The sequence below is a fragment of the Curtobacterium sp. MCLR17_051 genome (genome assembly GCF_003234395.1).
Taxonomy (GTDB): Bacteria; Actinomycetota; Actinomycetes; order Actinomycetales; family Microbacteriaceae; genus Curtobacterium; species Curtobacterium flaccumfaciens.
The window spans coordinates 21,948-45,085 of sequence record NZ_QKTA01000026.1 but is presented as its reverse complement, the minus strand read 5'-3'; the positions used below and the strand labels follow the sequence as shown (position 1 = coordinate 45,085).

The following is a 23,138-nucleotide window of genomic DNA, read 5'->3' as shown; positions in this document are numbered from 1 at the left end:
GCTGAGGCCGGGCTGGTTGGGGCCGGGCCGGGCCGGGTCGGGCCGGGTGCGGGGGCGGTCTGGTCGACGCGGAACGACACTGTCGATGTCGGGCGACGTCGACAGTGTCGTTCCACGTCAGCGGCGGGTGTCGTTCCGCGTCAGCAGGCGGTGCCGTTCCGGCTCAGCGGGGCGGTGTCCTTCCGGGTCAGCTGAGCGTGCTGGTCCGGCCCCGCGCCGCGAGCAGCGCCACGACGGCCACCACGGCGGCGGCGAGCATCACGATCGCCAGCGGCGCCGCGGTGTCCGAGCCGCCGATGCTGACGAGCGGGGACACGAGCGCCGCGAGCCCGAACTGCAGGGCACCGAGCACGGCCGAGGCGCTGCCGGCGGCCGAGGGCACGGCACCGAGGGCGAGTGCGGTGGCGTTGCCGAGCACCAGGCCGAGCGAGCCGACCGCGGTGAACAGCGGCACGGCGAGCCAGATGACCGGCGCCCCGGAGACGACGAGCAGTGCGAACGCCACGGTCGACGCGAGCACCAGCACGATGCCGAGCGACAGCACGCCCGTGACCGAACGGGTCGCGGTGAGCTTGGCGGACAGGATGCTGACGCCCATCAGTGCCAGGGCGTTCAGCCCGAAGGCCAGGCCGTAGCCGACCGTGCCGAAGCCGATCATGTCCTGGTACAGGAACGGTGACGCGGAGATGTAGGCCATCATCACGGCGAACGCGAAGCCGAACACCGCGGTGTAGCCGAGGAACGTGCGGGAGCGCAGGGCACGGAGCGCCGAGCCCGAGCCGCGGCGTTCCGCACGCAGGGCGTCGCGGTGTTCCTTCAGGTGGGTCTCGCGGATCACGGCGAGGACCGCGATGAGCATGACGACCGACAGACCGAGCACGATCGAGAGCAGGCCGCGCCAGCCGATCGGACCGGTGAGCAGGCCGCCGAGCAGCGGTGCGACGACCGGGGCGACCCCGCCGACGATCATCATGAGCGAGAACGCGCGGGCGGCGGACTTGCCGGTCGCCAGGTCGGAGATGACCGCACGGCTGATCACCATGCCGGCCGCACCGCCGAGGCCCTGCAGCAGGCGGGCGGCGATCAGCACGCCGATGTTCGGCGCGAGCACCGCGGCGATGCTGGCGAGCACGCACACCGCGGCACCGGCGATGAGCGGCGGCACGCGGCCGAACCGGTCGGACAGCGGACCGAACACGAGCTGGCCCGCGGTCACGCCCACCAGGAACGCGGTGAGGGTGAGCTGGACCGCGGTGGCGCTCGCCCCGAGCTCGGTGGTCATCTGCGGGAACGCCGGCAGGTACAGGTCGGTGGCGAAGGGGGCGACGGCACTGAGCAGGCCGAGCACCAGGAGCAGCGCGGTCGTGATGCCCTGCTGCTTGGTCGTGGGTGTCGCGATCGTCGCGCGGATGGTTCCGGTGTCCGTGGTCATTGTTATGAAAGCATAACTCATCGCCGGAAATCGGTACAGTACGGTCATGCACTCCGCCGTGTCCGACCACGTCCTCGCCGAGTTCGCGGACGTCCTGCTCCGGATCGCGCGTGACATCGACCCGCACGGCTCGGAGACCCTCGACATCGTGCCGCTGACCGGCACCGAGGCGCTGGTGATGCGCTGGATCAACCGCAACCCCGGCACCTCGCCCAGTGCCACCGCCGAGGCGACCGCCCTGCAGCGCAGCAACCTCAGCGTCGCGCTCCGGTCGCTCGTGGCGAAGGGCATGGTCGAGCGGCGCCAGGACCCGGCGGACGCCCGAACCGTGCAGCTGCACTCGACCGCCCTGGCCCAGGAGAGCGTCGACCGGCTCTACCGGCACTGGTCCGGCAAGCTCCGCACGGCCCTCGGTGGCGACGAGCGCGGTGCGGTCGAGGCGCTGGAGCTGCTGCAGCGGATCGACGACGGACTGCGCGCGGGCTAGGCGACAGCGTCCTCGGCAGCGGCAGCGTCCTCGGCATCGTCGGCCGCCTCGTCCTGGATCGGCAGCAGACGACGCGCGCCGTGCCCCTCGTCGCCCAGGGCATCACCGGGGTTCACGACCGAGCAGGCCCCGAGCGAGACGCACCCGCAGCCGATGCACTGCGTCATCTCCTGCTGCAGGCGCTCGAGCTCGAGCTGGCGGGCCCGCAGTCGTGCGCGCCACCGCTCGTTCAACCGGTTCCAGTCGCGCAGCGAGGGCATGCGGTCGGCGGGCAGGGCCTCGAACTGCTCGGCGACCTCGCTGAGCGGGATACCGAGGCGTTTGGCCACCTGGATGATCGCGATCCGTCGTTCGACGTGCCGCGGGTACATCCGCGTGCCACCGTCGGTGCGCTCCGGGTGGATCAGCCCCTTGCGCTCGTAGAAGTGCAGGGCCGAGGCGGCCACGCCCGTGCGGCGCACGATCTCGCCGATGGGCAGCAGGTCGGTGGGACGTGGCGGCTGGATCTCGACCATGGTCGAGATCTTACGGCGGCTCGGACTGGAGGCCCGTGGCGGGCCCGCCACGGGCCTCCAGTCCGTCCGTGGGTCGCGTCTACCGCTGCTGGAACGACTCCCAGAGCAGGAACCCGGTGAACAGCACGAACGGCGTGCAGGCGACCACGTTCAGCCAGCGGTGCTCGACGATCACCGCGGCGAACTCCCGCAGGAACGCACTCGGGACGTAGTACGCCGCCGTGCGCGCGCCGACGACCTGGGCCGGCAGATCGAGGCGACGGGCCAGGGTCGCGGCCCGCAGCACGTGGTAGTTGTTCGTGACCACGACCATCTGGCCGTCCCGGCCGGCGGCCGTCTGCACGTCCCGCGAGAACCGCAGGTTCTCGCGGGTGTTCCGCGACGCGGTCTCCGCCACGACGTCGTCCGCGTCGGCACCGTGCGCCACCAGGTACTCGGCCATCGCGGTGCCCTCGGGGCGGGGCTCGTCGTCTCCCTGTCCGCCGGACGGCACGAGGAGCGGTCGGCGTCCGGCGGCCCGTTCGGCCCGGTAGACGCCGAGCGCCCGGTCGAGCCGGCTCTGCAGCAGGGGTGGGACCTCGCCGTGCACGAGCCCGGAGCCGAGGACCACGATCGTGTCGGGGACGATGCCGTGCCGCGTCCGCCCGTAGACCACGGAGTACAGGGCGAACGCGACCAGCGACAGTGCGAAGTACCCGCAGACGAACACCATCAGCACGGCGACCGCGATCTTCGTGCCGTCCCAGAGCGTGAAGCCCTCGCCGCTGCCCGAGACGAGCAGGGCGATGGCGATCGCCGGCAGCACGAACACTGCCACCCCGGCGGCGAGCGACAGCAGGTTGCCGACGCTGCGCCCCTCGGTCCGGAGCATCTGCAGGCCGTTCGCGACCAGGGCGACCCCGAGCACCACCACGGCGAGCGGCACGAGCAGCAGCACCACGGCGACGAGCAGGCTGAACCCGGGGACCACCCTGGTCAGCACGGCCACGACCGTCGCGAGCCCGAACAGCACGGCCGCCGTCAGGAACACCCCGTTGCGGAGCATCCGCGGGTCCCGTCGCCGCCCCAGGACGTACAGCACCAGGAACAGCAGGGCGAAGACGGGAGCGGCGCCCAGCCCGAGCACCGTCAGCCGACCGCGCGACGGATCAGGTCGGCCACCCGTGCCTCGTCGGCCTCGGAGAACTCGGGGCTGATCGCCCACGACGTCGGCCAGAACGTGCCGTCGTCGAGCGCGGCCGAGTCCTGGAACCCGAGCGTCGCGTAGCGGGCCTTGAACTTCGCGGCGTCCTGGAAGAAGAACACCGCCTTGCCGTCCCGCGCGTAGGCGGGCATGCCGTACCAGAGCTTCGGCGCGAGCTCAGGCGCGACCTCGAGCGCGATGCGGTGGATGCGCTCCGCCAGACCGCGGTCCGGCTGGGGCATCTCGGCGATCTTCGCCTCGACCGCAGCGGCGTCGGCCGCCGCCTTCTCGGCCTTGGTGCCCTTCGTGCCGCGGGCGCGCTTGACCTCTGCGGCGTGCTCCTGCATCGCCGCGCGCTCCTCGTCGGTGAAGGTGGTCTCGGTCTTCGTCGTCCGTGCCATCGTCGTCTCCTCGTGGTCTCGTGCACCCATCATGGGTCCGGGAAGCGAAGCATGCGAGGCCAGGGCTCGAACGAGTGCCAGGCTCGTCCCATGACCTACATCGCCAGTGACGACCGCTACGACTCGATGACGTACCGCCGGACCGGCCGCTCGGGCCTCGACCTGCCGCTGCTCTCCCTGGGGTACTGGCACAACTTCGGGGACGACATGCCCTTCGAGAACCAGCGCGCCATCAGCCGCCGGGCGTTCGACCTCGGGATCACCCACCACGACCTCGCGAACAACTACGGCCCGCCGTACGGTGCCGCCGAGGTGAACTTCGGCCGCCTGATGCGCGAGGACTTCCGGCCCTACCGCGACGAGATGGTCGTCTCGACGAAGGCCGGCTGGGACATGTGGCCCGGGCCGTACGGGCAGGGCGGTGGCTCGCGCAAGTACGTGCTCGCCTCGCTCGACCAGTCGCTGCAGCGCACGGGCCTGGACTACGTCGACGTCTTCTACTCGCACCGTCTCGACGCCTCGACCCCGCTCGAGGAGACGATGGGCGCCCTGCACACCGCGGTCCAGCAGGGCAAGGCGCTGTACGTCGGGATCTCTTCGTACGACGCCGAGCGCAGCCGGCAGGCAGTCGAGATCCTCCGTGACCTCGGCACCCCGCTCCTGATCCACCAGCCCTCGTACTCGATGCTCAACCGCTGGATCGAGACCGAGGGGCTGCTCGACGCCGCCGGCGAGCTCGGCTTCGGCGTCATCGGCTTCACCGCGCTGGCGCAGGGGCTGCTGACCGGCAAGTACCTGAACGGCGTGCCCGAGGACTCCCGCGCGGCAGCGGGCAAGTCCCTCGACGCGTCGAGCATCACGCCCGAGGTCGTCGAACACCTCCGCGCCCTGAACGACGTCGCGGCCGCCCGCGGACAGTCCCTCGCGCAGCTCGCCCTCGCCTGGGCGCTCCGTGACGAGCGGGTGACCTCGCTCGTGATCGGCGCATCGCGTGTGTCGCAGCTCGAGGACAACGTCGCCGCGCTGTCCAACACCTCGTTCACCGACGAGGAGCTCCGCGTCATCGACGAGCACTCGGTCGGCATCACCGATGTCGACCTGTGGGCGGGAGCCCGCGCAGGCGAGGTCTCCTGACCCGAGCACCACGCCGCAGCAGTCGCTCGGCTGGTCGCATCTCGTTGCTCGTCGGGCCCCACCGGCTGGTCACGACCCGTCGCGGGTCGCCCGCCGAGCGGTCACGAACCGTCGGCTGGCGGCGCCGCAGGCGACGGTCTGCGACCGCGCCGCGCACGGCCGACGGGGTGTCGTGACCGCTGCGGGGCCCTGGGGGTGCGGTGCGGCGGACGGGAGGCGCGGGGCACGCCGCCACGCGCCTCCCGTCCGTCGTCCGGTCGCGTCGCGTCGCGTGGTCGGCCCGCGCCGGCTGGTCACGACCCGTCGCGGGTCGCCCGCCGAGCGGTCACGAACTGTCGGCTGGCGGCGCCGCAGGCGACGGTCTGCGACCGCACCACGGGCTGACCGCCGGGACGGCGCCAGGAGCGAACTCCTCCGAGGCGCGGCGGCCGGTTGGTACCATCGACAGCGTTCGACAACACGCAGTGTGTATCTACCGGCCGCCGGCATCCCGGCGGACAACGGCGGCACCCGATGGGTCCGCCGCCACCGAACCGGGCGGGCCGAGAAGGCACAACCCCGATGCTCCAGACCCGCTCAACCGACGCCCCGCCCGCTCCGGACCGCTCACTCGTCTCCCTCGCCGGCCGCTGGTACTTCCCCGTGGCGTTCATCGCCCGACTCCCGTTCGCGATGATGGTGGTCGGCGTCCTGACCCTCGTCGTCGCCGCCCGTGACTCCGTCGCCCTCGGCGGCATCAACTCCGCCGCCGTCGGCATCGGCTCCGCGATCTTCGGCCCGATGGTCGGCGCCGCGGCCGACCGCTACGGCCAGCGGGCGGTGCTCGTCCCCGTCGGCCTGGTGAACGCGGCGCTGCTCGGGTTCTTCCCGTTCGTCGCCAGCGGCACCGCGCCCGACCTCGCCGTCCTCGCGGTCGCGTTCTGCATCGGCGCCTCGGCCCCGCAGGTCGCCCCGATGTCCCGCACCCGGCTCGTCGCGATCATCCGGCAGCGGATGGCCCCGGCGCGGCGCGAGAAGACCCTCAGCGGCACGATGGCCTACGAGTCCGCCGCCGACGAGACCGTGTTCATCATCGGTCCGTTCCTGGTCGGCATCCTCGCCAGCGCGATCGCCCCGTGGGTGGCCGTCGCCGGCGCCTCGGTCCTGACGTTCGTGTTCGTGACGGCGTTCGCGCTGCACCCGACCGGCAAGCTCGTGGTCGGCCAGCACGCGGAGTCGACGCAGGCACCCGCCCGGCAGCTCCTGCGTCCGCGGCTCGTCGTCGTGGTGGTCGGCATCCTCGGCATCGGCCTGTTCTTCGGCTCGACGCTCACCTCGCTGACAGCCTTCATGGAGACCCACGGCGAGGCCTCGCAGGCCGGCCTGCTCTACGGCCTGATGGGCATCGGTTCCGCCGGGTTGGCGCTCGGGTCGGCGGCGTTCCCGCGGTCGTTCGGCCTCGGTTGGCGCTGGCTCGTGTTCGGCGTCGTGCTCCTCGGCGGTGCGATCGCGTTCGCCAGCGCCGACTCCGTCGTCGCCGCGGGCGTCGTCCTCGCGATCATGGGCATCGGGATCGGGCCGACCCTGGTCGCCCAGTACAGCCTCGGCTCAGACCGCTCACCGGTCGGCCGGTCCGCCACCACCATGACGATCCTCGGGTCCGCCGTCATCGTCGGCCAGTCCATCGCCTCCGCGATCACCGGGGACGTCGCCGAGCACCACGGCACCGCTGCAGCGATGCTGCTGCCGGCGGTCTCCGCCGCGATCGTCGTGGTCGCCGCGGTCGGCAACCTGCTGCTCCCGCGCCGGGTCGCGACCGCCTGACCGCGAACGTGACCACCTGACGGACCGGAGGCCCGTGGCGACGCCGCCACGGGCCTCCAGTCCGTCAGGTCGGTGCGTCAGGACTCCGTGTCGTCGACGAGCAGGTCCTCGTGCCGGTAGTCGTCGGCGCGCAGGCCGGCGCGGGCGATCATGTGCGTCGACACCGGCACCAGGAACAGCTGGAACACCATGATCGGCAGCACGACCCAGAACGCCGTCCACGTCCACACCGCGACCACGATGGCGGCCAGCGCGAGTGCGAGCCCGAGCACCTGCGGCTTCGCCATCGCGTGCAGACGGACGAGCGGGTCCGGGAACCGGACGATGCCGACCCCGGCGCCGAGCGACAGCAGCGACCCGACGAGCAGCAGCCCGACGGCGATCCACGCCCGGATGCCGGCGTCGTCGACGAACGACTCGATGATCTCGATCACGACTGGTCCTCCTCGGCGCGCTCGGGGGTGGTGACGGTCAGCCCCTCGTCGGACGGGTCAGCCGAGGGCGTGACGGCCCGGGCGACGGCGACCGTGGCGAACACACTCGTCGCCGAGATCACCACGAGCACGGGGATGCCGGTCAGGTCCTGGCGGATGACCATCGCGGCGGCGATCACCACGAGCACGGTGGTCAGCACCATGTCGGAGCCGATCATGCGGTCGAGGATGGTCGGGCCGCGCACGATGCGGAACACCGCGAGGGCGAACGTCGCCCCGAGGAGCGCGAGCACGAGCGCGACGGCGATGCCCATCACGACGACGGCGGGGCTCATCGGGTCACCTCCGGCAGGGGCTCGGACAGCTCGGAGACGTCCTGCTTGGACCCCAGTGCGCGGATGACCATGGCCTCGATCCGGAGTGCGACGCGGCGTTCGTCCTCGACCTGCTCGAGGCGCTCGGTGTCGAGCACGTGGAGCAGCAGGCGACGGCGCCGCAGGTCCACGTCGGCGACGTACGAGCCGGGCACGAGCGAGATCGCGAGGGTGGCCAGGGTGAAGGTCATCTCGGAGGTCGAGTGCAGCTGCACGAGCGTGATCGAGCTCCGCCGCACACCGCGAGGACGGAACGCGACCCAGGCGACCCGGAAGGACGCCACGACGACGAGCCCGGACCAGACCGCCAGGAACCGCAGCACGTGCACGATCGAGAACCGTGCGGACAGGGGGACCGGCGGGAGCGGCAGCGCCTGGGTGACGATGAGCGCCACGACGATGCCGCACAGCAGCGTCAGCGGGGTCCACGACCCCCAGAGCAGCGCCCAGAGCACGGTGAGCCCCGCGACCAGGGGCACGTCGTAGCGCCACGCCAGCGCGATCCGCCTGGCGTTCGAGATGCGGCGGACGTCGGTCATCGCTCACCTCCGAGCACGGCCTGCACGTAGCGGTCGGGCGACTCCAGCGACTCCGCTGCGCGGGTCGCGTAACCGTAGAGCGGGCCGGCGACGACGGTCAGGGCGACGGACCCGAGCACCGCGACGGTCGTCACGCCGACGAGCATGCGCGGCAGGCGCACCTTCTCGGGAGCCTCGCCGACCGCCTCGGTCGCGCCGGTGGTCGGACTGGAGGCACGGGCCGCGTGCGGTGCGTCGGTGACCGTCACCGAGCCTCCCGGGTGGTACGCCTCGCCCGTCTCCTCGGAGACGGTGAGCGGCGCCGGTTCCGGCGACCGGAGGTGGGCGTGCGGTTCGGCACTCGTCGCGTGCGGGGCGGCGGCCTCGGCCGCCGGCTTCGGCCGCCAGAAGGCGGCGTCCCAGACCCGCATGAGCGCGTACAGGGTGAGCAGCGAGGTGACGACGCCGGCGCCGATGGTGACGTACGCCATCGGGGAGCCGTCCTCGGCGGCGGCGCGGAACAGGCCGAGCTTGCCGATGAAGCCGGAGAACGGCGGGATCCCGCCCAGGTTGAACGCGGGGATCAGGTACAGGGCGGCCAGCAGCGGTGCGGCCTTCAGCAGTCCGCCGAGCGACCGGGTCGAGGTCGTCCCGCCGACACGTTCCATCAGACCGGACACCAGGAACAGCGTGGTCTGCACGACGATGTGGTGCACCGTGTAGAACACCGCTGCCGCCGTCCCCGCGACGGTGCCGAGTCCGACGCCCATCACCATGAAGCCGATGTGGCTGATCAGCGTGAAGGACAGCAGCCGTTTCACGTCGGTCTGCGACACCGCGCCGAGCACCCCGACCACCATCGTCAGTGCGGCGACGACGAGCAGCACCTCGTTGAGTTGTGGTCGCGGGAAGATCACCGTCTCGAGCCGGATGATCGCGTAGATGCCGACCTTCGTCAGCAGGCCCGCGAAGACCGCGGTGACCGGCGCCGGGGCCGTCGGGTACGAGTCCGGCAGCCAGAACGCCAGTGGGAACACGGCCGCCTTGAGGCCGAACCCGATCAGCAGCATCGTGTGCAGGAGCAGCTGGACGTGTTCCGGCAGGTCGGCGACGCGCTCGCTGATCTGGGCGATGTTCACCGTGCCGGTGGCGCCGTAGACCAGCCCGATGGCGGCGAGGAAGATCGCCGACGCGATCAGGCTCGTGACGATGTACGTCGTGCCGGCCCGGACGCGCTGTTCGCTGCCGCCCAGCGTGATGAGCACGTAGCTCGCCACCAGCAGCATCTCGAACGCGACGTACAGGTTGAACAGGTCACCGGCGATGAACGAGTCGAGCACACCGGCGGCGAGCACCAGGTACGTCGGGTAGAAGATCGTGACCGGGGCGTCCTCGTCGTCGGCGGCCAGGCCCTGCCCGATCGAGAACAGCAGGACGAGCAGCAGGACGCTCGCACTGACGGTGAGCAGCAGTGCGCTGAGCCGGTCGACGACGAGCGAGATGCCGTAGGGGGCGTCCCAGCCGCCGACCTGCACCACGATCGTGCCGTGCCGGTCGACCAGGACCATGAGCGTGGCGGCGACGGCCAGGGCCACGACGAGCACCACGACGGTGATCGCACGCTGGAGCTTCTGGTGCCGGAGGAGTCCGAGCGCGACCGCGGCACCGAGCAGCGGGACGAGGACGAGGAGCGGGACGAGCCAGGTCATCGGGTCGCCTCCTGTTCTGCGTCGGTGGTGGTCTCCGGGTCCTCGTCGGCCGCCTCGTCGCGGTCGCGGCCGATCGCGGCGTCGGCTTCGTCGACCTCGACCTCGTCGGCGCGGGACAGCTGCCACGACCGGTGGATCAGGGCCAGCAGGAACGCACTGACGGCGAAGGTGATCACGATCGCGGTCAGGGCGAACGCCTGGGGGAGCGGGTCGGTGATGCCCTCGGCGCTCTTGCCGATCGGCGGGTCGCCCGCGGCGCCGGACATCACCAGCAACAGCAGGTTGAGCGAGTTGCCGAGCAGCAGGAAGCCGAGGAGCATCCGGGTCAGGGAGCGTTCGAGCAGCAGGTAGACGCCGCACGAGAACAGCACCGCCATGGCGATCACGAGGACGAGGGTGACGGTCACGTGGCGCTCCCTTCCGGGGTGGGGGCATCGAGGGCGTCGCTGACGGACCCCTCGGTGGTGTCGCGGGTCGGGGTCGAGGCGTCCTCGAGGCGCTGCCGGTCGACCTCGGCACCGAGGCTGCGGAGGACGTCGAGCACCAGGCCGACGACGACCAGGTAGACGCCGATGTCGAAGAACGTGGCGGTGACGAACTCGACGTGCCCGAGGATCGGGACGGTGGCCTCGAAGAACTCGGAGTACAGGGCTTCACGGCCGAAGAACAGCGGCACGATCGCGGTGATCGCTGCCGTCGCGACACCGAGCCCGAGCAGTCGACCGGCACGCACCGGGGCCGCTGCGCCGAGTTCGGCCGGGCCGCCGGCCAGGTAGCGGGCCGCGAGCGCGATGCCGGCGACCAGGCCACCAGCGAACCCGCCACCGGCCGAGTTGTGCCCGGCGAACAGCAGGTACACCGACAGCACGATCAGGCCGTGGAACAGCAGGCGGACGACCACGTCGAGCAGTGCCGAACGGCCGGTCGGGATCGCGGCGCTCGTCGGCAGCCAGGCGCGGGGCTCGCCGTCGGTGCGCTCGCCGTTCGCGGTCAGGGTCTCCGGCAGGTCCCGCAGCCTGGGCAGGGTGTCCTCGCGCGAGTTCACGAAGATCAGGCTCGCGACGCCGGTGGCCGCGGCGACCACGACCGTGAGCTCACCGAGGGTGTCCCAGCCGCGCAGGTCGACGAGGGCGACGTTCACCACGTTCAGACCGTGCCCGAACGAGCTCGTCAGCGCGGGCAGGTCGGGCCAGAGGGGGCGTGCCGTCCGGGCCGAGGCAGCGACGACGACGACGATCGCCAGCGTCAGCCCCGCCAGCCCGGCGAAGAGCGCCCGCACGACCCGGAACCGCGACGGGTTGGTCGTGGCGATGCGCGGGGGCAGCCGTCGGAGCACCAGGACGAAGGCGATCAGGGTGACCGTCTCGACCACGAGCTGCGTCAGGGCGAGGTCGACGGCGCCGTGCAGGACGAACAGCACCGAGAGGCCGTAGCCGGTGACGCCGACCAGGACCGCGGCGGCGAACCGGGTCTTCGCCGTGAGCACCGCGATGCCCGCGATCGACATCACGATCATCACCGGGATCTGGCCCCACGAGTCGGCGAACCGGACGTGGAACTCCCACGGCCCGCCGAGCACCAGGTTGGCGAGCGCCCCGGCGACGAAGACCGACAGGATCACGGTCAGGTAGTAGGGGAGCGAGCCGCGCTGCAGGCTCGCGGTGAGTCCGGTCGCCCCGCGGTCGAGCAGTCGCATGCCGTGCCGGTACGTGCCCGCAGCGCTCGGGAACCCCGCGAGCCGGTGCTGGAGCGCTTCGACCGGACGACGCAGGGCGAACAGTGCGAGGCCGCCGACCAGGGTGATCGCGGACAGGCCGAGCGCGGGTTCGAGGCCGTGCCAGAGCGCGAGGTGCGGGACGTCCTCGCTACCGAGTGCGGCGGTCGTGGCAGCGGGCTCGATGCCGTGCGCGACCACCGGGGTGAGCAGGCCGAGTGCAAGGCCGGCCAGCGCGAGCACCGAGGGCACGACGGCGAGGCCGTGCAGGGCGTGCGGCTCGGTGGTCGCGATGCCGGGCTTGCGGGCGAAGGCGCCCCACAGGAACCGCAGCGAGTAGGCCACGGTGAGCACCGATCCGACGGTCACACCGATCAGGGCGAACCAGGCCCAGCCGGCGTCGGGGCCGTGCAGGGACTCGGTGAACCCGGTCAGCACGGCTTCCTTCGCGACGAACCCGATCGTCGGCGGGATCCCGGCCATCGACAGCAGCGCGAGCACCGCGACGACCGCCAGCCACGGGCGGGCGCGGCCGAGCCCGCTGAGTCGACCGAGGTCACGCGTGCCGGTGAGGTGGTCGATCGCGCCGACGACCAGGAAGAGCGTCGACTTGAAGGCGGCGTGGGCCACGAGGAGCGCGACCCCGCCGAGGGCGACCGCGGGGGCACCCCAGCCGGCGGCGAGCACGAGGAACCCGAGCTGGGCCACGGTGCCGTAGGCGAGCAGGAGCTTGAGGTCGGTCTGCCGCAGGGCGCGGTACCCGCCGACGAGCATCCCGGCGACGCCGAGCAGCGTGATCGTCTCGCGCCAGCCGTCGAGCAGCGCGAACGCGGGGGCGAGCCGGGCCACCAGGTAGATGCCGGCCTTCACCATCGCCGCGGCGTGCAGGTACGCGCTGACCGGTGTGGGTGCGGCCATCGCGGCGGGGAGCCAGAAGTGGAACGGCACGATCGCCGACTTCGTGAGCGCCCCGAGCAGCACGAGGACCACCGACACCGAGACGACCGTGCCGCTCGGGGGATCGGCGACGATCGCGGACAGCGAGGTCGTGCCCGCCGTGACCGAGAGCATCACGAGGCCCGCGAGCATCGCCAGGCCACCGGCGGTGGTCACCACGAGCGCCTGCATGGCGGCGGCGCGACTGGCACGCTTCGCGGCGTCGTGCCCGATGAGCAGGTAGGAGAAGACCGTCGTGGCCTCCCACAGGACGAACAGCACGATGACGTCGTCGGCGATCACGAGCCCGTACATCGAGCCGGCGAAGGCGGTCAGGACCCCGGCGAACCGACCGAGCCCGGGTTCGTCCCGCTCGAAGTAGGAGGCGCAGTAGACCAGCACCAACGCGCCGACGATCGACACCACGAGGGCGAGCACCCACGACAGGGCGTCCATCCGCAGCGTGACGTCGAGGTCGAGCTGGGGGACCCACTGGTGCCGTTCGACGACGCTGCCGTGCAGGGCGGCGTCGGTCTGGGCGATCGTCAGCACCGCCGCCGCGGCGGGGGCGAGGGCCGCCACGTAGAAGACGCGGCGGCCGAGGACGGGGGTCAGGGCGGGGACGATCAGGGCGACGATCGCGAACGCGACGAGGACGAGGACCATCGGGCACCTCCTCGGGGTCGGGCTGCAGTCCGGCTCACTGGGCTTTCACAGCCTACGGAGGAGGCCATGTGGAGAACCTGTGCGGCCGGACAGCAGTCCGCTCAGGTCCGGCCGTGCGCGCGAGCGGGGATCTGGGTTGCGAACTTGCCGCCGGAGACGTCGAGCAGGGTCCCGGTGATGTACCCGGAAGCATCGCTCGCCACGAAGACGAGCAGGTCGGCGACGTCGTCCGCGGTCTCCCACCGGCGGAGCGACAGCGTGTCGAGCAGGCGGTCCTGCGCCTCGGCCGGCATCGTCGCGAAGCCGTTCATCGCCGTCGGCACCATGCCCGGTGCGTAGGCGTTCACGGTGATCCCCCACGGGCCGAGCTCCGACGCCAGGACCCGGGTGAACGAGACGACGGCGGCCTTCGACGCCGCGTAGGCAGCGCTCCCGACGCTGGGCACGATCGCCGCGAACGATGCGGCGTTGATGATCCGCCCGCGCCCGGCGGCCTGCATCACCGGAGCCACGGCCTGGCTCATCAGGAACGTGCCGCCGAGGTTGACGTCAATGCAGCGGCGCCAGGCGTCCCACTCGAGTTCGGCGACCGTGCCCGTGACGTTGATGCCGGCGTTGTTCACCAGTACGTCGATCGTGCCGTGCCGCCGGACGACCTCGTCCACGGCGTCGCGAACCGACTGCGGGTCGGCGACGTTGCACACGACGTGGTCGAGCGGGAAGTCCGGCTCGAAGGCCAGGTCGAGCGCGACGACGCGACACCCCTCGCTGACGAAGCGGTCGGCGAGCGTGCGGCCGATCCCGCGCGCTGCGCCGGTCACGATCACCACGCGGTCGGTCAGGTCGAGGTGCATCGTTGCTCCCGTCGTCGGTGCCTTGAATAGGCATACTATTCGAGCATGACGGATCAGCGTGTGCTCTGGGTCACGGGTGGGGGCAGCGGCATGGGGGCCGCGAGCGCCGAGGCAGCGGCGCGGGACGGTTGGACCGTGGTCCTCAGCGGGCGCCGTGCCGAGCGGCTCGAGCAGGTCGCGCGCACCGTCCGCGGCGCCGGGGGAACCGCGGACGTCCTGCCCCTCGACGCGAACGACACCGACGCCGTCGCAGCCGCGCGGGACACCGTGCTCGAGCGGCACGGGCGGCTCGACGGGCTCGTGCTGGCGGCCGGGCTCAACGCCCCGAGGCGCCGGTGGGACGACCAGTCGCTGACCGACTTCCGCGCGATCGTGGACACGAACCTCACCGCCGTCGTCTCGCTGGTGGACGCCGCGCTGCCGGCACTCCGCGCGGCCGGCGGCGTGGTCGTCGTCGTGTCGTCGTACGCCGGGTGGTCCTTCCAGCCGGGGGCGGGTGTCGCGTACTCGGCGAGCAAGTCGGCGCTCGCGGCGGTCGTCCGGACGCTCAACCAGCAGGAGGCCGAGCACGGCGTGCGTGCCACCCACCTGTGCCCGGGTGACGTCGCGACGGACTTCCTCGACCAGCGGCCGGAGGTCCCCGACGCGGCCGCGCGGCAGCGCATGCTCCAACCGGAGGACATCGGGCGGACGGTCGCCTTCGTGCTCGGGTCGCCGGCACACGTGCGCATCGACGAGCTCGTGCTGTCGCCGGTCTCGCAGCGGTGACGAGCACCTTCGAACGGGTCCTCGACCAGGTCGGTGCCGCCGTCGTCTCCGGCGCGGTCGCCGTGGGCAGCCGCCGGAGCGTCGACGACCTGGTGACCTGGACGGGCGCCAGTCGCAGCATCGTCCGCGAGGCCGTCCGCGTCCTCGTCGCGCTCGGCCTGCTCAGCGCGCGGCGCCGGGTCGGCGTGACCGTCCTCGACGTGCGGGAGTGGGACGTCCTGGACCCGCGCGTGGTACGGTGGCGTCTGCGGGGCCCCGACGGTGACCGCGTGGCGGTCGAGCTCCGCGAGCTACGGGCGGCGGTCGAACCCGCCGCCGCTGCCGCAGCGGCCCGGCGAGCGGCGCTCGACGCGTGCGCGGACCGACGGGAGGCCCTCCGCACCACCGCGGACGAGCTCGCCGCCGCCGCGACCCGCGACGACCGCCTCGACTTCGTGGCCGCGGACGTTCGGTTCCACGCGCTCGTGCTCGACCTGTCCGGCAACGCCCTGTACCGACGCCTGCACCAGGTCGTCGGCCAGGTACTGCGCGAACGCGGGAGCATCCGCCCGGACCGGCACGACGTCGGCCTCCACCTGGCACTCGCCGACGCCGTCCTCGACGGCCGCCCGGACGACGCGGCCTCGACCATGCGGGCGATCGTCGACCGCACGTGAGCGGAGCGCGCCGGACCTGCGAGGATGGACCCCGGCGCGCCCCTCCGGTGCCCGTGGAGGGTGAGTCGTGGACGCAGCACAGGACCTGGTCGTCCAGCTCGTCGGCACCCCGTGGGCGTTCTTCGTGGTCGGCCTCGTGCTCGCCGTGGGCAGCGTCGCCGTCTTCCTGCCCAGCCAGGCACTCGTCGTCGCGATCGGCACGCTCCTGGTGGGCGGTGACGGTGGTCTCCTGCCGGTCCTCTTCCTCGTCGTCGCGGCGTCGATCGGGATGGTCCTCGGCGACCTCGGGCTCTACCACCTGGCGCGGTCGGTCGACCTCGGCTCGAAGTCGTGGTTCGCGCGTCCGAAGGTCCGCGCGGCCCGGGACGCCATCGACGGCCGCTACCGTGCCGCTCCCGGGCGCATCGCGGTGCTCGGACGCTTCATCCCGATGGGCCGGTTGACGACGAACCTGGTCGGCGCGGACAGCGGGCTCGACCTCCGGCGGTTCCTGCTCAGCTGTGTGCTCGCCGACGTCGTGTGGGCCGCGTACTGCGTCGGCATCGCCTCGGTCACCGGGCGCTGGAGCCGCGAGCAGCCCTTCCTCGTCACGACCCTCGCGGTCGTGGCGTCGATCCTGCTCGGCCTCGCGATCTCCGCGATCGAGAAGGCGGTGCGACGCCGGAGCGAGGCTGCGGCCGCGGCCTGACGAACGTAGGCTGAGCACCCCGTTCGAAGGAGAACCCGTGCTGCTCGACGACCTCGTACCGGACCCCGACGCGCTCGAGCGCATCGCCACCGGCAGCACCTGGGCCGAGGGGCCCTGCTGGATCCCGTCGACGCGCACGCTGCGGTGGTCCGACATCCCCGGCGACCGGATCCTGCAGTGGCACGCGGACTCGGGGGACACCTCGGTGTACGCGGACGGTGTCGAGTTCACCAACGGCCGCACGCTCGACCGGGACGGCAGCGTCGTGCAGTGCTCGCACGGGCTGCGTCGGGTCGAGCGGGACCGCGACGGCGTCGTCACGCCGATCGTCGACGTGTGGGACGGGGGCCGGTTCAACTCCCCGAACGACGTGGTGGTCGCGCGGGACGGCGGCGTCTGGTTCACCGACCCCGCCTACGGCATCACCCAGCCGCGCGAGGGACACCCGGGCGTGCGTGAGTACGGCGACCACTGGGTGTTCCGGTGCGGCCCGGCGGGCGAGGACCTGCGACCAGTGGCGACCGACCTGGACGAGCCGAACGGCCTGGCCTTCGACCCGGACGAGCGGGTGCTGTACATCGCGAGTTCGTCGGGCGACGAGCCGGTCATCCGCGCCTACGACCGACGTGGCGACCTGCTGAAGAACGGTCGGGTGTTCGCGCGGCTCGAACCCGGAGAGGGTGCGCCGGACGGCATCCGGGTGGACGTGCGCGGAAACGTCTGGTCGTCCTCGCACCGCGGCGTCGTCGTGTTCGACCCGACGGGTGCCCGGATCGGTGCGGTCGCCGTGCCGGAGGTCACGTCGAACCTGTGCTTCGGCGGCGACGACGGCACCACGCTCTTCCTGACCGCGACCACGTCGGTGTACCGGATCGCCACGACGACGCGGGACGCTGCCGTATCCTGACTCGGCCATGCAGTGCGACTACTTCGACCGCGGGGTGTGCCGGTCGTGCACGCTCATGGGCCAGCCCTACGCCGACCAGGTCCTCGACAAGGAACTCCGCACGCGCGAGCTCCTGCACGCCGCGGTCGAGGCCGCCGGAGGCCCCGGAGCGGTCTCCTGGTCGCCCGCGATCACGAGCCCGGAGTCGGGGTACCGGAACAAGGCGAAGATGGTCGTGGGCGGGACCGTCCAGCACCCCACCGTCGGTATCCTCGACCACCGGCAGCGCGGGGTGGACCTGCGGCACTGCGGGATCTGCACGCCCGGCATCCGGCACGCGTTGCCCGTGCTGGCCGAGTTCGTCTCGACCGCCGGGCTGATCCCGTACGACGTCGCCGCGCGCCGGGGTGAGCTCAAGTACGTCCTGGTCACCGAGTCGCCCGACGGCGAGCTGATGATCCGGTTCGTGCTGCGTTCCGAGGGGCAGCTCCCGCGGCTCCGCCAGCACCTCGACGCCCTGCGTGCCGCACTGCCGGACGCGGTCGTGGTGACCGCCAACCTGCTGCCCGAGCACAAGGCCGTCACCGAGGGCGACCGCGAGATCGTGCTGACCGAGCAGGAGACCCTGCCGATGCGGCTCGGCGGGATCACGATGCACCTGCGGCCGCAGAGCTTCTTCCAGACGAACACCGGCGTCGCGACCGAGCTGTACGCGCAGGCGACGGCCTGGATCGACGAGCTCGACCCGGCATCGATGTGGGACCTGTACTGCGGCGTCGGCGGGTTCGCGCTGCACGCTGCCCGTCCCGGCCGCGTGGTGACCGGCATCGAGACGAGCGCCGAGGCGATCCGCTCCGCGAAGCAGTCCGCTCGTGAGGCCGGCCTCGAAGGCCTCCGGTTCGCCGCCGACGACGCGACCGAGCACGCCCTCCGGGCTCGTCCGGACGCGGTGCCCGAGCTCGTCGTCGTGAACCCTCCGCGTCGCGGGATCGGGGAGCGGTTGTCGACCTGGCTCGAGGAGTCGGACGTCCAGCACGTCGTCTACTCGAGCTGCAACCCGGTGACCCTGGCGAAGGACCTGGCACGCATGCCGTCGTTCCGGCTGCACCGGGCCAGGGTGCTCGACATGTTCCCGCAGACCGGTCACCTCGAGGCCGTGACCCTGCTCACGCGGGCCTGATCCCGACCGCCGATCGGCATTGCCAGGGAATTGCCAAGGACACGTACCCGGGTACGCCTCGATCACCATGGCCATGGGCATCGAGCCGTTCAGGTTCTGGGGTGGGGTACATAGCATGCACGGGTAGAACCGTTTGTCTCGGTTTGATAACGGTCAAGAGTTTCCTATGGTTGCCGACCGAGGTGCCGCCGGCCCGATGACCACTGCCCCCGGTGGCGCACCCCCACAACTGACCGCGATCGGTCGGGGTGGGCAGTGGATCCCGCAACAGATGCGGCTCGTGACCCCGGTGGAGCAATCACATGAAGAAGCTTTCCCGTACCCGCACCATCGTCGGTGGCCTGGCGTTCGCCGGCATCGCCGCGACCGGTGTCGGCCTCGCGGCAGCCCCCGCGAACGCAGCGTCCGGTTCGACCTGGGACCAGCTCGCGCAGTGCGAGTCCGGCGGCAACTGGGCCATCAACACCGGCAACGGCTACTACGGCGGCCTGCAGTTCAACCTCGGTACCTGGCAGGCGAACGGTGGCGCGGGCAACCCCGCCTCCGCCAGCCGCGAGGCCCAGATCGCCGTCGCCGAGCGTGTCCTCGCCTCGCAGGGCTGGGGTGCCTGGCCTGCCTGCTCCGCCCAGCTCGGGCTGAGCGGCACCAGCGGTGCAGCGCCCGCCGCGGCGGCTCCGGCCCCCGCGCCGGCTCCGGCGCCCGCACAGCAGGCTGCCCCGCAGCCCGCTGCTCCGGCACCGGCTCCTGCCGAGCAGGCTGCCCCGCAGCCGGCCGCGCCGAGCACGACCGAGTCGACGCCCGCCCCGGCAGCGACGACGCCGAGCAAGCCGGCCCCGGTCAAGACGAGCGGCAAGACGTACACGATCGCCCCGGGTGACACGCTCGACACGATCGCGACGAAGCTCGGGATCGACGGCGGCTGGAAGCAGCTCTGGGCCGCGAACACGTCGACCATCGACGACGCGAACCTGATCTACGCCGGCCAGGAGCTCCAGCTCCCCGCCTGATCTCTCCGCAGACCGAACACGACGACGCCCCACGACCTCGAGTCGTGGGGCGTCGTCGTGCGTGCGGTGCCGGGCTACTGCGGGTTGTCGCTGAGCCAGCCGGCGACGTCGTCGGACCGGAGCGCCTGGGACAGCGAGGCGACCTCGAGTCCGTTCAACGTGACGACCGACTGCCCGTCCGGCGAGGTGCCGGAGCCTGCCGTCGGGACGGTGAAGGTCGCTAGGTCGTCGGCCCGTGCGGCCCGGAGCGACCAGCCCAGCTCGACGAGCCGTGAGGACGACAGCCCCGCGTCGACCGCAAGGTGGTCGCTCGTCGCGGCGACGAAGTCCTGGATGCGCCCCGGGTTGGTGACGGTGCCGCGGGACAGCAGTCCGTCCACGACGCCGCGCATGAACGCCTGCTGGTTGCGGACCCGCGTGTGGTCGGCGTCGGCGAAGGCGTAGCGCTCCCGGACGAAGGCGAGCGCGGCGGCGCCGTCGAGCCGGTTCGCCCCCGCCGTGAAGTCGTGGCCTCGTGCCGAGAACGCCCGGGGGGAGTCGACCGTGACCCCGCCGAGGGCATCGGTCATGTCCGCGAACCCGGCGAAGTCGATCTCGGCGACGTGGTCGACCCGGACGTCCAGGAGCTGCTCGACGGTCTGCACGGTCAGGGGTACTCCGCCCCAGGAGTAGGCGGCGTTGATCTTCGCACGGCCGTGTCCGGGCACCTCGACCCACGAGTCCCGCATGATCGACATGAGGTAGACGTGCTGCCGGTCGGCGGGGACGTGCACGAGCATCAGGGTGTCGGAGCGCCCGCCGAGCTCGGGCCGCGCACCTTCGGGTCCGCCCTGCGCTCGGGCGTCGGACCCGATGAGCAGGATGTTCTCACCGCCGGAGGCGCTCGGCCGAGCGCCGTTCGGGAACGGGTCGGCGATGGTGTCGCGACCGGCGTCGAAGCTGCGCGCGAGCCCGCCGACGAACACACTCGCCACGACGGCGACGACCAGGGCGACACCGACGAGCGAGCCGAGCGTCGCGATCAGGGCGACCAGGAACGGTCGCCGTCGCCGGGTGCTGCGACGGGGTGCGCGGCGGGTGTGGGTTGCGGCCGCCCGGGCGGCTCGGCGTTCGGACATGCGGGGCTCCTGTGGTCAGGTCGGCACGCACCGACCACAGGATCTTATCGCATGTGGTATTTCATGAACAGTGTGTCACTCGGACTGCGGTTTGGCGAGCAGTTCGCCCAGTGCCGTCCGGAGTGCCGGGTCCTCCGGCAGGACCTCGCGCTCGATGTGCCGTGCGGTCTCCCAGGCGGACCGGCCAGCGGACGTCACGCTCACCACGCGGCGCCGGCGATCGGCGGGATGCGGGGTGCGCTCGACCAGGCCGTCCCGCTCCATCCGCTCGAGCGTGCGGGACATCGTCTGCGGCTGGACCCGGGCCGTGCGGGCGATGGTGTCCGCGCCGGTCGGACCGGTCCGGATGAGGATGTCGATCGCGACGACCGCGGCGTGCGAGAGCCCGATGGCGCGGAGCCGTTCGTCCCAGTCCCGTTCGACGGACCGTGCAGCCGCGGACAGCAGGCGCCCGAGGGGCCACTGCTCGCTCGTGTCCTGCATGCCGTGATTCTATGGTCGTCAGGAGCGCTCGACCGTCAAGTAATCAGCATGCTGACGATCGGTGTACGCTCACCGACGTGTCCCGCTTCCTCCGCATCGTCCTCCCCGCGCTCGTCATCGTGGTCTGGCTCGGCATCGCCTCGGTCGGCGGTCCCTTCTTCGGCAAGATCTCCGAGGTCTCGACCAACGACCAGACCTCGTTCCTGCCCGCCTCGGCCGACGCCACGAAGGTGCAGGAGCGGTCCTCCGAGTTCCGTGACGAGTCCGGAGCGCCCGCGATCATCGTCCTCGAGCGCGACGGCGGACTGACGTCGACCGACCTCGCCGACGCGAAGACACTCGCCACGACGCTGTCCGACCGCGCCGACGTCGATGCCGTCAGCCCCGTGATCCCGAGCGAGGACGGCGACGCGGTCGAGATCGTCGCCACACTCACGCAGGACGCCGAGACCGGAGATGCGGTCGAGGCCATCCGGGCCGACGTCGACGACGCACTGCCGTCCGGTGTGAGCGGCTACGTCACCGGCCCCGCCGGGTTCACCGCGGACCTGACCGAGGCCTTCGCCGGCATCGACGGGCTGCTGCTCGGGGTGGCGCTCGCCGCGGTGTTCGTGATCCTGATCATCGTCTACCGATCACCCCTGCTGCCCGTCCTCGTGCTCGGGACCGCCACGTTCGCCCTGTGCGCCTCGATCCTCGTGGTCTGGTGGCTCGCCAAGGCCGACATCGTGACGGTCAACGGGCAGGTCCAGGGCATCCTGTCGATCCTGGTGATCGGCGCGGCGACGGACTACGCGCTCCTGTACACCTCGCGCTTCCGGGAGGCGCTGCGCGACCACCGCACCGGCTGGGACGCGACGAAGGCCGCCCTGCGGGGGAGCCTCGAGCCGATCCTGGCGTCGGGCGGCACGGTGATCGTCGGGGTGCTCTGCCTGCTGCTCTCCGACCTCAACTCGAACAAGGCGCTCGGCCCCGTCGCGGCCATCGGCATCGCGTTCAGCCTGCTCGCCGCCCTGACGCTCCTGCCCGCGCTGCTGCTCGCGTTCCGCCGCGCGGCGTTCTGGCCGCTGCGTCCCGCGTTCGGCAGCGCCCACCCCGTGCTCACCGGTCCGGACGCCCGCGGCATCTGGGCGCGCGTCGGCCGGCTCGTCGCCCGGCGGTCGCGGGTGGTGTGGATCGTCTGCACGGTCGGCCTGCTCGCGATGGGTGCCGGCCTGTTCGGACTCAAGGCGGACGGGGTGCCGCAGAGCGACCTGATCATCGGGTCGTCGCAGGCCCGTGATGGCCAGGACGTGCTGGCCGACCACTTCCCGGGCGGCTCGGGGAGCCCCGCGCAGGTCATCGGAGCGGAGCGCGACCTCGACCAGCTCGTCGACGCGATCACCGCGGTGGACGGGGTCGACGGTGTGGTCGCCGCGGCGAAGGACAGCCCCGCCGGGACCGTCCCGGTGACCGGGGGCGCCGCCGGCAGCAGCACGCCGACCGTCTCCCGCGGTGACGTCCTGCTCGAGGCGACGCTGTCCGATGCCGCCGACTCGGACGCCGCCGAGCAGACCGTCCGCGACCTCCGCACCGCCGTCGAACGGGTCGACCCGGGAGCGATCGTCGGTGGCGTCACCGCGACGGCGGTCGACACGAACGACACCGGCATCCGTGACCGCACCCTGATCATCCCCGTGGTGCTCGTCGTGATCCTGCTGATCCTGATGCTCCTGCTCCGCAGCATCGTCGCGCCGCTCGTGCTGATCGGCAGCGTGATCGTGTCCTTCGCGGCGGCCCTCGGCGTCGGAGCGCTCGTGTTCGACCACGTGTTCCACTTCCCGGGCGCGGACCCGAGCGTGCCGCTGTACTCGTTCGTGTTCCTGGTGGCACTCGGCGTCGACTACAACATCTTCCTCATGACACGAGTGCGTGAGGAGGCGCTGCGGCACGGTCCACGCGAGGGCGTCCTGCGCGGACTCGGCGTGACCGGCGGGGTGATCACGTCGGCGGGCGTCGTGCTCGCCGCCACGTTCGCCGCCCTCGGCGTGATCCCGATCCTGTTCCTCGTGCAGATCGCGTTCGTCGTCGCGTTCGGCGTCCTGCTCGACACGATCGTGGTCCGTTCGCTGCTCGTGCCGGCGCTGGCCTACGACCTCGGGCACCGCGCCTGGTGGCCGTCGCGCCTCTCGCGCACGAACCCTGACATGTGA

The 23,138-nt window shown here is 72.0% G+C and carries 23 protein-coding genes; 10 read left to right on the top strand and 13 right to left on the bottom strand.

Annotated features, from left to right (window positions below):
- Positions 1–187: 187 nt before the first annotated feature.
- A complete protein-coding gene (locus tag DEJ06_RS16825) occupies positions 188–1,432 on the bottom strand; it encodes a multidrug effflux MFS transporter (RefSeq protein WP_111040077.1) in 1,245 nt (414 codons plus the stop codon).
- A 46-nt stretch (positions 1,433–1,478) separates the two neighbouring features.
- Here DEJ06_RS16825 and DEJ06_RS16820 point away from each other — a divergent pair, with 46 nt between their 5' ends.
- Complete coding sequence (locus tag DEJ06_RS16820) at positions 1,479–1,919, top strand: MarR family winged helix-turn-helix transcriptional regulator (RefSeq protein ID WP_216852147.1); 441 nt, start codon at positions 1,479–1,481, stop codon at positions 1,917–1,919.
- Here the strand turns inward: DEJ06_RS16820 and soxR are convergent.
- From soxR to DEJ06_RS16805, 3 genes are all read right to left on the bottom strand, one after another.
- Positions 1,916–2,434: a redox-sensitive transcriptional activator SoxR gene (gene soxR / locus DEJ06_RS16815; RefSeq protein ID WP_111040076.1), complete on the bottom strand. Its 519-nt coding sequence runs from the start codon at positions 2,432–2,434 to the stop codon at positions 1,916–1,918. The two genes, DEJ06_RS16820 and soxR, sit on opposite strands and share 4 nt — an antisense overlap.
- 79 nt (positions 2,435–2,513) lie before the next feature.
- Entirely contained in the window at positions 2,514–3,560 is a 1,047-nt protein-coding gene (locus DEJ06_RS16810; protein WP_258372476.1) for a YdcF family protein, read from the bottom strand.
- Between the two features lie 2 nt (positions 3,561–3,562).
- A complete protein-coding gene (locus DEJ06_RS16805) occupies positions 3,563–4,018 on the bottom strand; it encodes an iron chaperone (RefSeq protein WP_196783353.1) in 456 nt (151 codons plus the stop codon).
- A gap of 90 nt (positions 4,019–4,108) precedes the next feature.
- On the opposite strand from DEJ06_RS16805, the gene mgrA reads away from it, so the two are divergent.
- Entirely contained in the window at positions 4,109–5,152 is a 1,044-nt protein-coding gene (mgrA, locus tag DEJ06_RS16800) for an L-glyceraldehyde 3-phosphate reductase (RefSeq protein WP_111040075.1), read from the top strand.
- 561 nt (positions 5,153–5,713) lie between these two features.
- Positions 5,714–6,955: an MFS transporter gene (locus DEJ06_RS16795; protein WP_111040074.1), complete on the top strand. Its 1,242-nt coding sequence runs from the start codon at positions 5,714–5,716 to the stop codon at positions 6,953–6,955.
- 77 nt (positions 6,956–7,032) lie between these two features.
- Here DEJ06_RS16795 and mnhG read toward each other — a convergent pair whose 3' ends face one another.
- From mnhG to DEJ06_RS16760, 7 genes are all read right to left on the bottom strand, one after another.
- Positions 7,033–7,389 carry a monovalent cation/H(+) antiporter subunit G gene (gene mnhG / locus DEJ06_RS16790; RefSeq protein ID WP_111040073.1) on the bottom strand — a complete coding sequence of 119 codons (357 nt, stop codon included), beginning with the start codon at positions 7,387–7,389 and terminating at the stop codon, positions 7,033–7,035.
- Entirely contained in the window at positions 7,386–7,724 is a 339-nt protein-coding gene (locus DEJ06_RS16785) for a hypothetical protein (protein ID WP_051597118.1), read from the bottom strand. The genes mnhG and DEJ06_RS16785 overlap by 4 nt, the downstream gene beginning before the upstream one ends.
- Positions 7,721–8,302, bottom strand: a complete 582-nt coding sequence (locus DEJ06_RS16780; protein ID WP_111028654.1) for a Na+/H+ antiporter subunit E — start codon at positions 8,300–8,302, stop codon at positions 7,721–7,723. The genes DEJ06_RS16785 and DEJ06_RS16780 overlap by 4 nt, the downstream gene beginning before the upstream one ends.
- On the bottom strand, positions 8,299–9,990 hold the full coding sequence (locus tag DEJ06_RS16775; RefSeq protein ID WP_111040072.1) for a Na+/H+ antiporter subunit D: 1,692 nt from the start codon (positions 9,988–9,990) through the stop codon (positions 8,299–8,301). Before DEJ06_RS16775 ends, DEJ06_RS16780 begins: the two co-directional genes overlap by 4 nt.
- Entirely contained in the window at positions 9,987–10,397 is a 411-nt protein-coding gene (locus DEJ06_RS16770; RefSeq protein ID WP_110865552.1) for a Na(+)/H(+) antiporter subunit C, read from the bottom strand. The genes DEJ06_RS16775 and DEJ06_RS16770 overlap by 4 nt, the downstream gene beginning before the upstream one ends.
- Positions 10,394–13,306, bottom strand: a complete 2,913-nt coding sequence (locus DEJ06_RS16765; RefSeq protein ID WP_111040071.1) for a Na+/H+ antiporter subunit A — start codon at positions 13,304–13,306, stop codon at positions 10,394–10,396. Before DEJ06_RS16765 ends, DEJ06_RS16770 begins: the two co-directional genes overlap by 4 nt.
- A gap of 101 nt (positions 13,307–13,407) precedes the next feature.
- Positions 13,408–14,160, bottom strand: coding sequence for an SDR family NAD(P)-dependent oxidoreductase (locus DEJ06_RS16760; RefSeq protein WP_111040070.1), 753 nt, complete (start codon positions 14,158–14,160; stop codon positions 13,408–13,410).
- A 45-nt stretch (positions 14,161–14,205) separates the two neighbouring features.
- Here DEJ06_RS16760 and DEJ06_RS16755 point away from each other — a divergent pair, with 45 nt between their 5' ends.
- The 6 genes from DEJ06_RS16755 to DEJ06_RS18685 all read left to right on the top strand — a co-directional run bounded on the left by DEJ06_RS16755 (position 14,206) and on the right by DEJ06_RS18685 (position 19,345).
- Positions 14,206–14,928: an SDR family oxidoreductase gene (locus DEJ06_RS16755; protein WP_181436824.1), complete on the top strand. Its 723-nt coding sequence runs from the start codon at positions 14,206–14,208 to the stop codon at positions 14,926–14,928.
- Positions 14,925–15,584 (top strand): FadR/GntR family transcriptional regulator, encoded by a 660-nt coding sequence (locus DEJ06_RS16750; protein WP_111040068.1) that lies wholly within the window; start codon positions 14,925–14,927, stop codon positions 15,582–15,584. The genes DEJ06_RS16755 and DEJ06_RS16750 overlap by 4 nt, the downstream gene beginning before the upstream one ends.
- A 67-nt stretch (positions 15,585–15,651) precedes the next feature.
- Positions 15,652–16,272: a DedA family protein gene (locus DEJ06_RS16745; RefSeq protein ID WP_111040067.1), complete on the top strand. Its 621-nt coding sequence runs from the start codon at positions 15,652–15,654 to the stop codon at positions 16,270–16,272.
- 40 nt (positions 16,273–16,312) lie between these two features.
- The gene (locus tag DEJ06_RS16740) at positions 16,313–17,179 is read left to right on the top strand and encodes an SMP-30/gluconolactonase/LRE family protein (RefSeq protein ID WP_276542208.1); all 867 of its coding nucleotides are present in this window, start codon (positions 16,313–16,315) and stop codon (positions 17,177–17,179) included.
- Positions 17,180–17,186: 7 nt separating this feature from the next.
- Complete coding sequence (rlmC, locus tag DEJ06_RS16735) at positions 17,187–18,338, top strand: 23S rRNA (uracil(747)-C(5))-methyltransferase RlmC (RefSeq protein ID WP_111040066.1); 1,152 nt, start codon at positions 17,187–17,189, stop codon at positions 18,336–18,338.
- 302 nt (positions 18,339–18,640) lie between these two features.
- The gene (locus tag DEJ06_RS18685) at positions 18,641–19,345 is read left to right on the top strand and encodes a transglycosylase family protein (protein WP_111040065.1); all 705 of its coding nucleotides are present in this window, start codon (positions 18,641–18,643) and stop codon (positions 19,343–19,345) included.
- 74 nt (positions 19,346–19,419) lie between these two features.
- Here DEJ06_RS18685 and DEJ06_RS16725 read toward each other — a convergent pair whose 3' ends face one another.
- Entirely contained in the window at positions 19,420–20,463 is a 1,044-nt protein-coding gene (locus DEJ06_RS16725) for an LCP family protein (protein WP_111040064.1), read from the bottom strand.
- Positions 20,464–20,538: 75 nt separating this feature from the next.
- The gene (locus DEJ06_RS16720) at positions 20,539–20,946 is read right to left on the bottom strand and encodes a MarR family winged helix-turn-helix transcriptional regulator (protein ID WP_071404826.1); all 408 of its coding nucleotides are present in this window, start codon (positions 20,944–20,946) and stop codon (positions 20,539–20,541) included.
- A gap of 77 nt (positions 20,947–21,023) precedes the next feature.
- On the opposite strand from DEJ06_RS16720, the gene DEJ06_RS16715 reads away from it, so the two are divergent.
- The gene (locus DEJ06_RS16715; RefSeq protein WP_111040063.1) at positions 21,024–23,138 is read left to right on the top strand and encodes an efflux RND transporter permease subunit; all 2,115 of its coding nucleotides are present in this window, start codon (positions 21,024–21,026) and stop codon (positions 23,136–23,138) included.

Excerpts from the sequence above, each read along its gene's own strand:
- DEJ06_RS16825 (WP_111040077.1), bottom strand. The coding sequence starts at position 1,432 with ATGACCACGGACACCGGAACCATCCGCGCGACGATCGCGACACCCACG.
- DEJ06_RS16820 (WP_216852147.1), top strand. The coding sequence starts at position 1,479 with ATGCACTCCGCCGTGTCCGACCACGTCCTCGCCGAGTTCGCGGACGTC.
- soxR (WP_111040076.1), bottom strand. The coding sequence starts at position 2,434 with ATGGTCGAGATCCAGCCGCCACGTCCCACCGACCTGCTGCCCATCGGC.
- DEJ06_RS16805 (WP_196783353.1), bottom strand. The coding sequence starts at position 4,018 with ATGGCACGGACGACGAAGACCGAGACCACCTTCACCGACGAGGAGCGC.
- mgrA (WP_111040075.1), top strand. The coding sequence starts at position 4,109 with ATGACCTACATCGCCAGTGACGACCGCTACGACTCGATGACGTACCGC.
- DEJ06_RS16795 (WP_111040074.1), top strand. The coding sequence starts at position 5,714 with ATGCTCCAGACCCGCTCAACCGACGCCCCGCCCGCTCCGGACCGCTCA.
- DEJ06_RS16785 (WP_051597118.1), bottom strand. The coding sequence starts at position 7,724 with ATGAGCCCCGCCGTCGTCGTGATGGGCATCGCCGTCGCGCTCGTGCTC.
- DEJ06_RS16780 (WP_111028654.1), bottom strand. The coding sequence starts at position 8,302 with ATGACCGACGTCCGCCGCATCTCGAACGCCAGGCGGATCGCGCTGGCG.
- DEJ06_RS16775 (WP_111040072.1), bottom strand. The coding sequence starts at position 9,990 with ATGACCTGGCTCGTCCCGCTCCTCGTCCTCGTCCCGCTGCTCGGTGCC.
- DEJ06_RS16765 (WP_111040071.1), bottom strand. The coding sequence starts at position 13,306 with ATGGTCCTCGTCCTCGTCGCGTTCGCGATCGTCGCCCTGATCGTCCCC.
- DEJ06_RS16760 (WP_111040070.1), bottom strand. The coding sequence starts at position 14,160 with ATGCACCTCGACCTGACCGACCGCGTGGTGATCGTGACCGGCGCAGCG.
- DEJ06_RS16755 (WP_181436824.1), top strand. The coding sequence starts at position 14,206 with ATGACGGATCAGCGTGTGCTCTGGGTCACGGGTGGGGGCAGCGGCATG.
- rlmC (WP_111040066.1), top strand. The coding sequence starts at position 17,187 with ATGCAGTGCGACTACTTCGACCGCGGGGTGTGCCGGTCGTGCACGCTC.
- DEJ06_RS18685 (WP_111040065.1), top strand. The coding sequence starts at position 18,641 with ATGAAGAAGCTTTCCCGTACCCGCACCATCGTCGGTGGCCTGGCGTTC.
- DEJ06_RS16725 (WP_111040064.1), bottom strand. The coding sequence starts at position 20,463 with ATGTCCGAACGCCGAGCCGCCCGGGCGGCCGCAACCCACACCCGCCGC.
- DEJ06_RS16720 (WP_071404826.1), bottom strand. The coding sequence starts at position 20,946 with ATGCAGGACACGAGCGAGCAGTGGCCCCTCGGGCGCCTGCTGTCCGCG.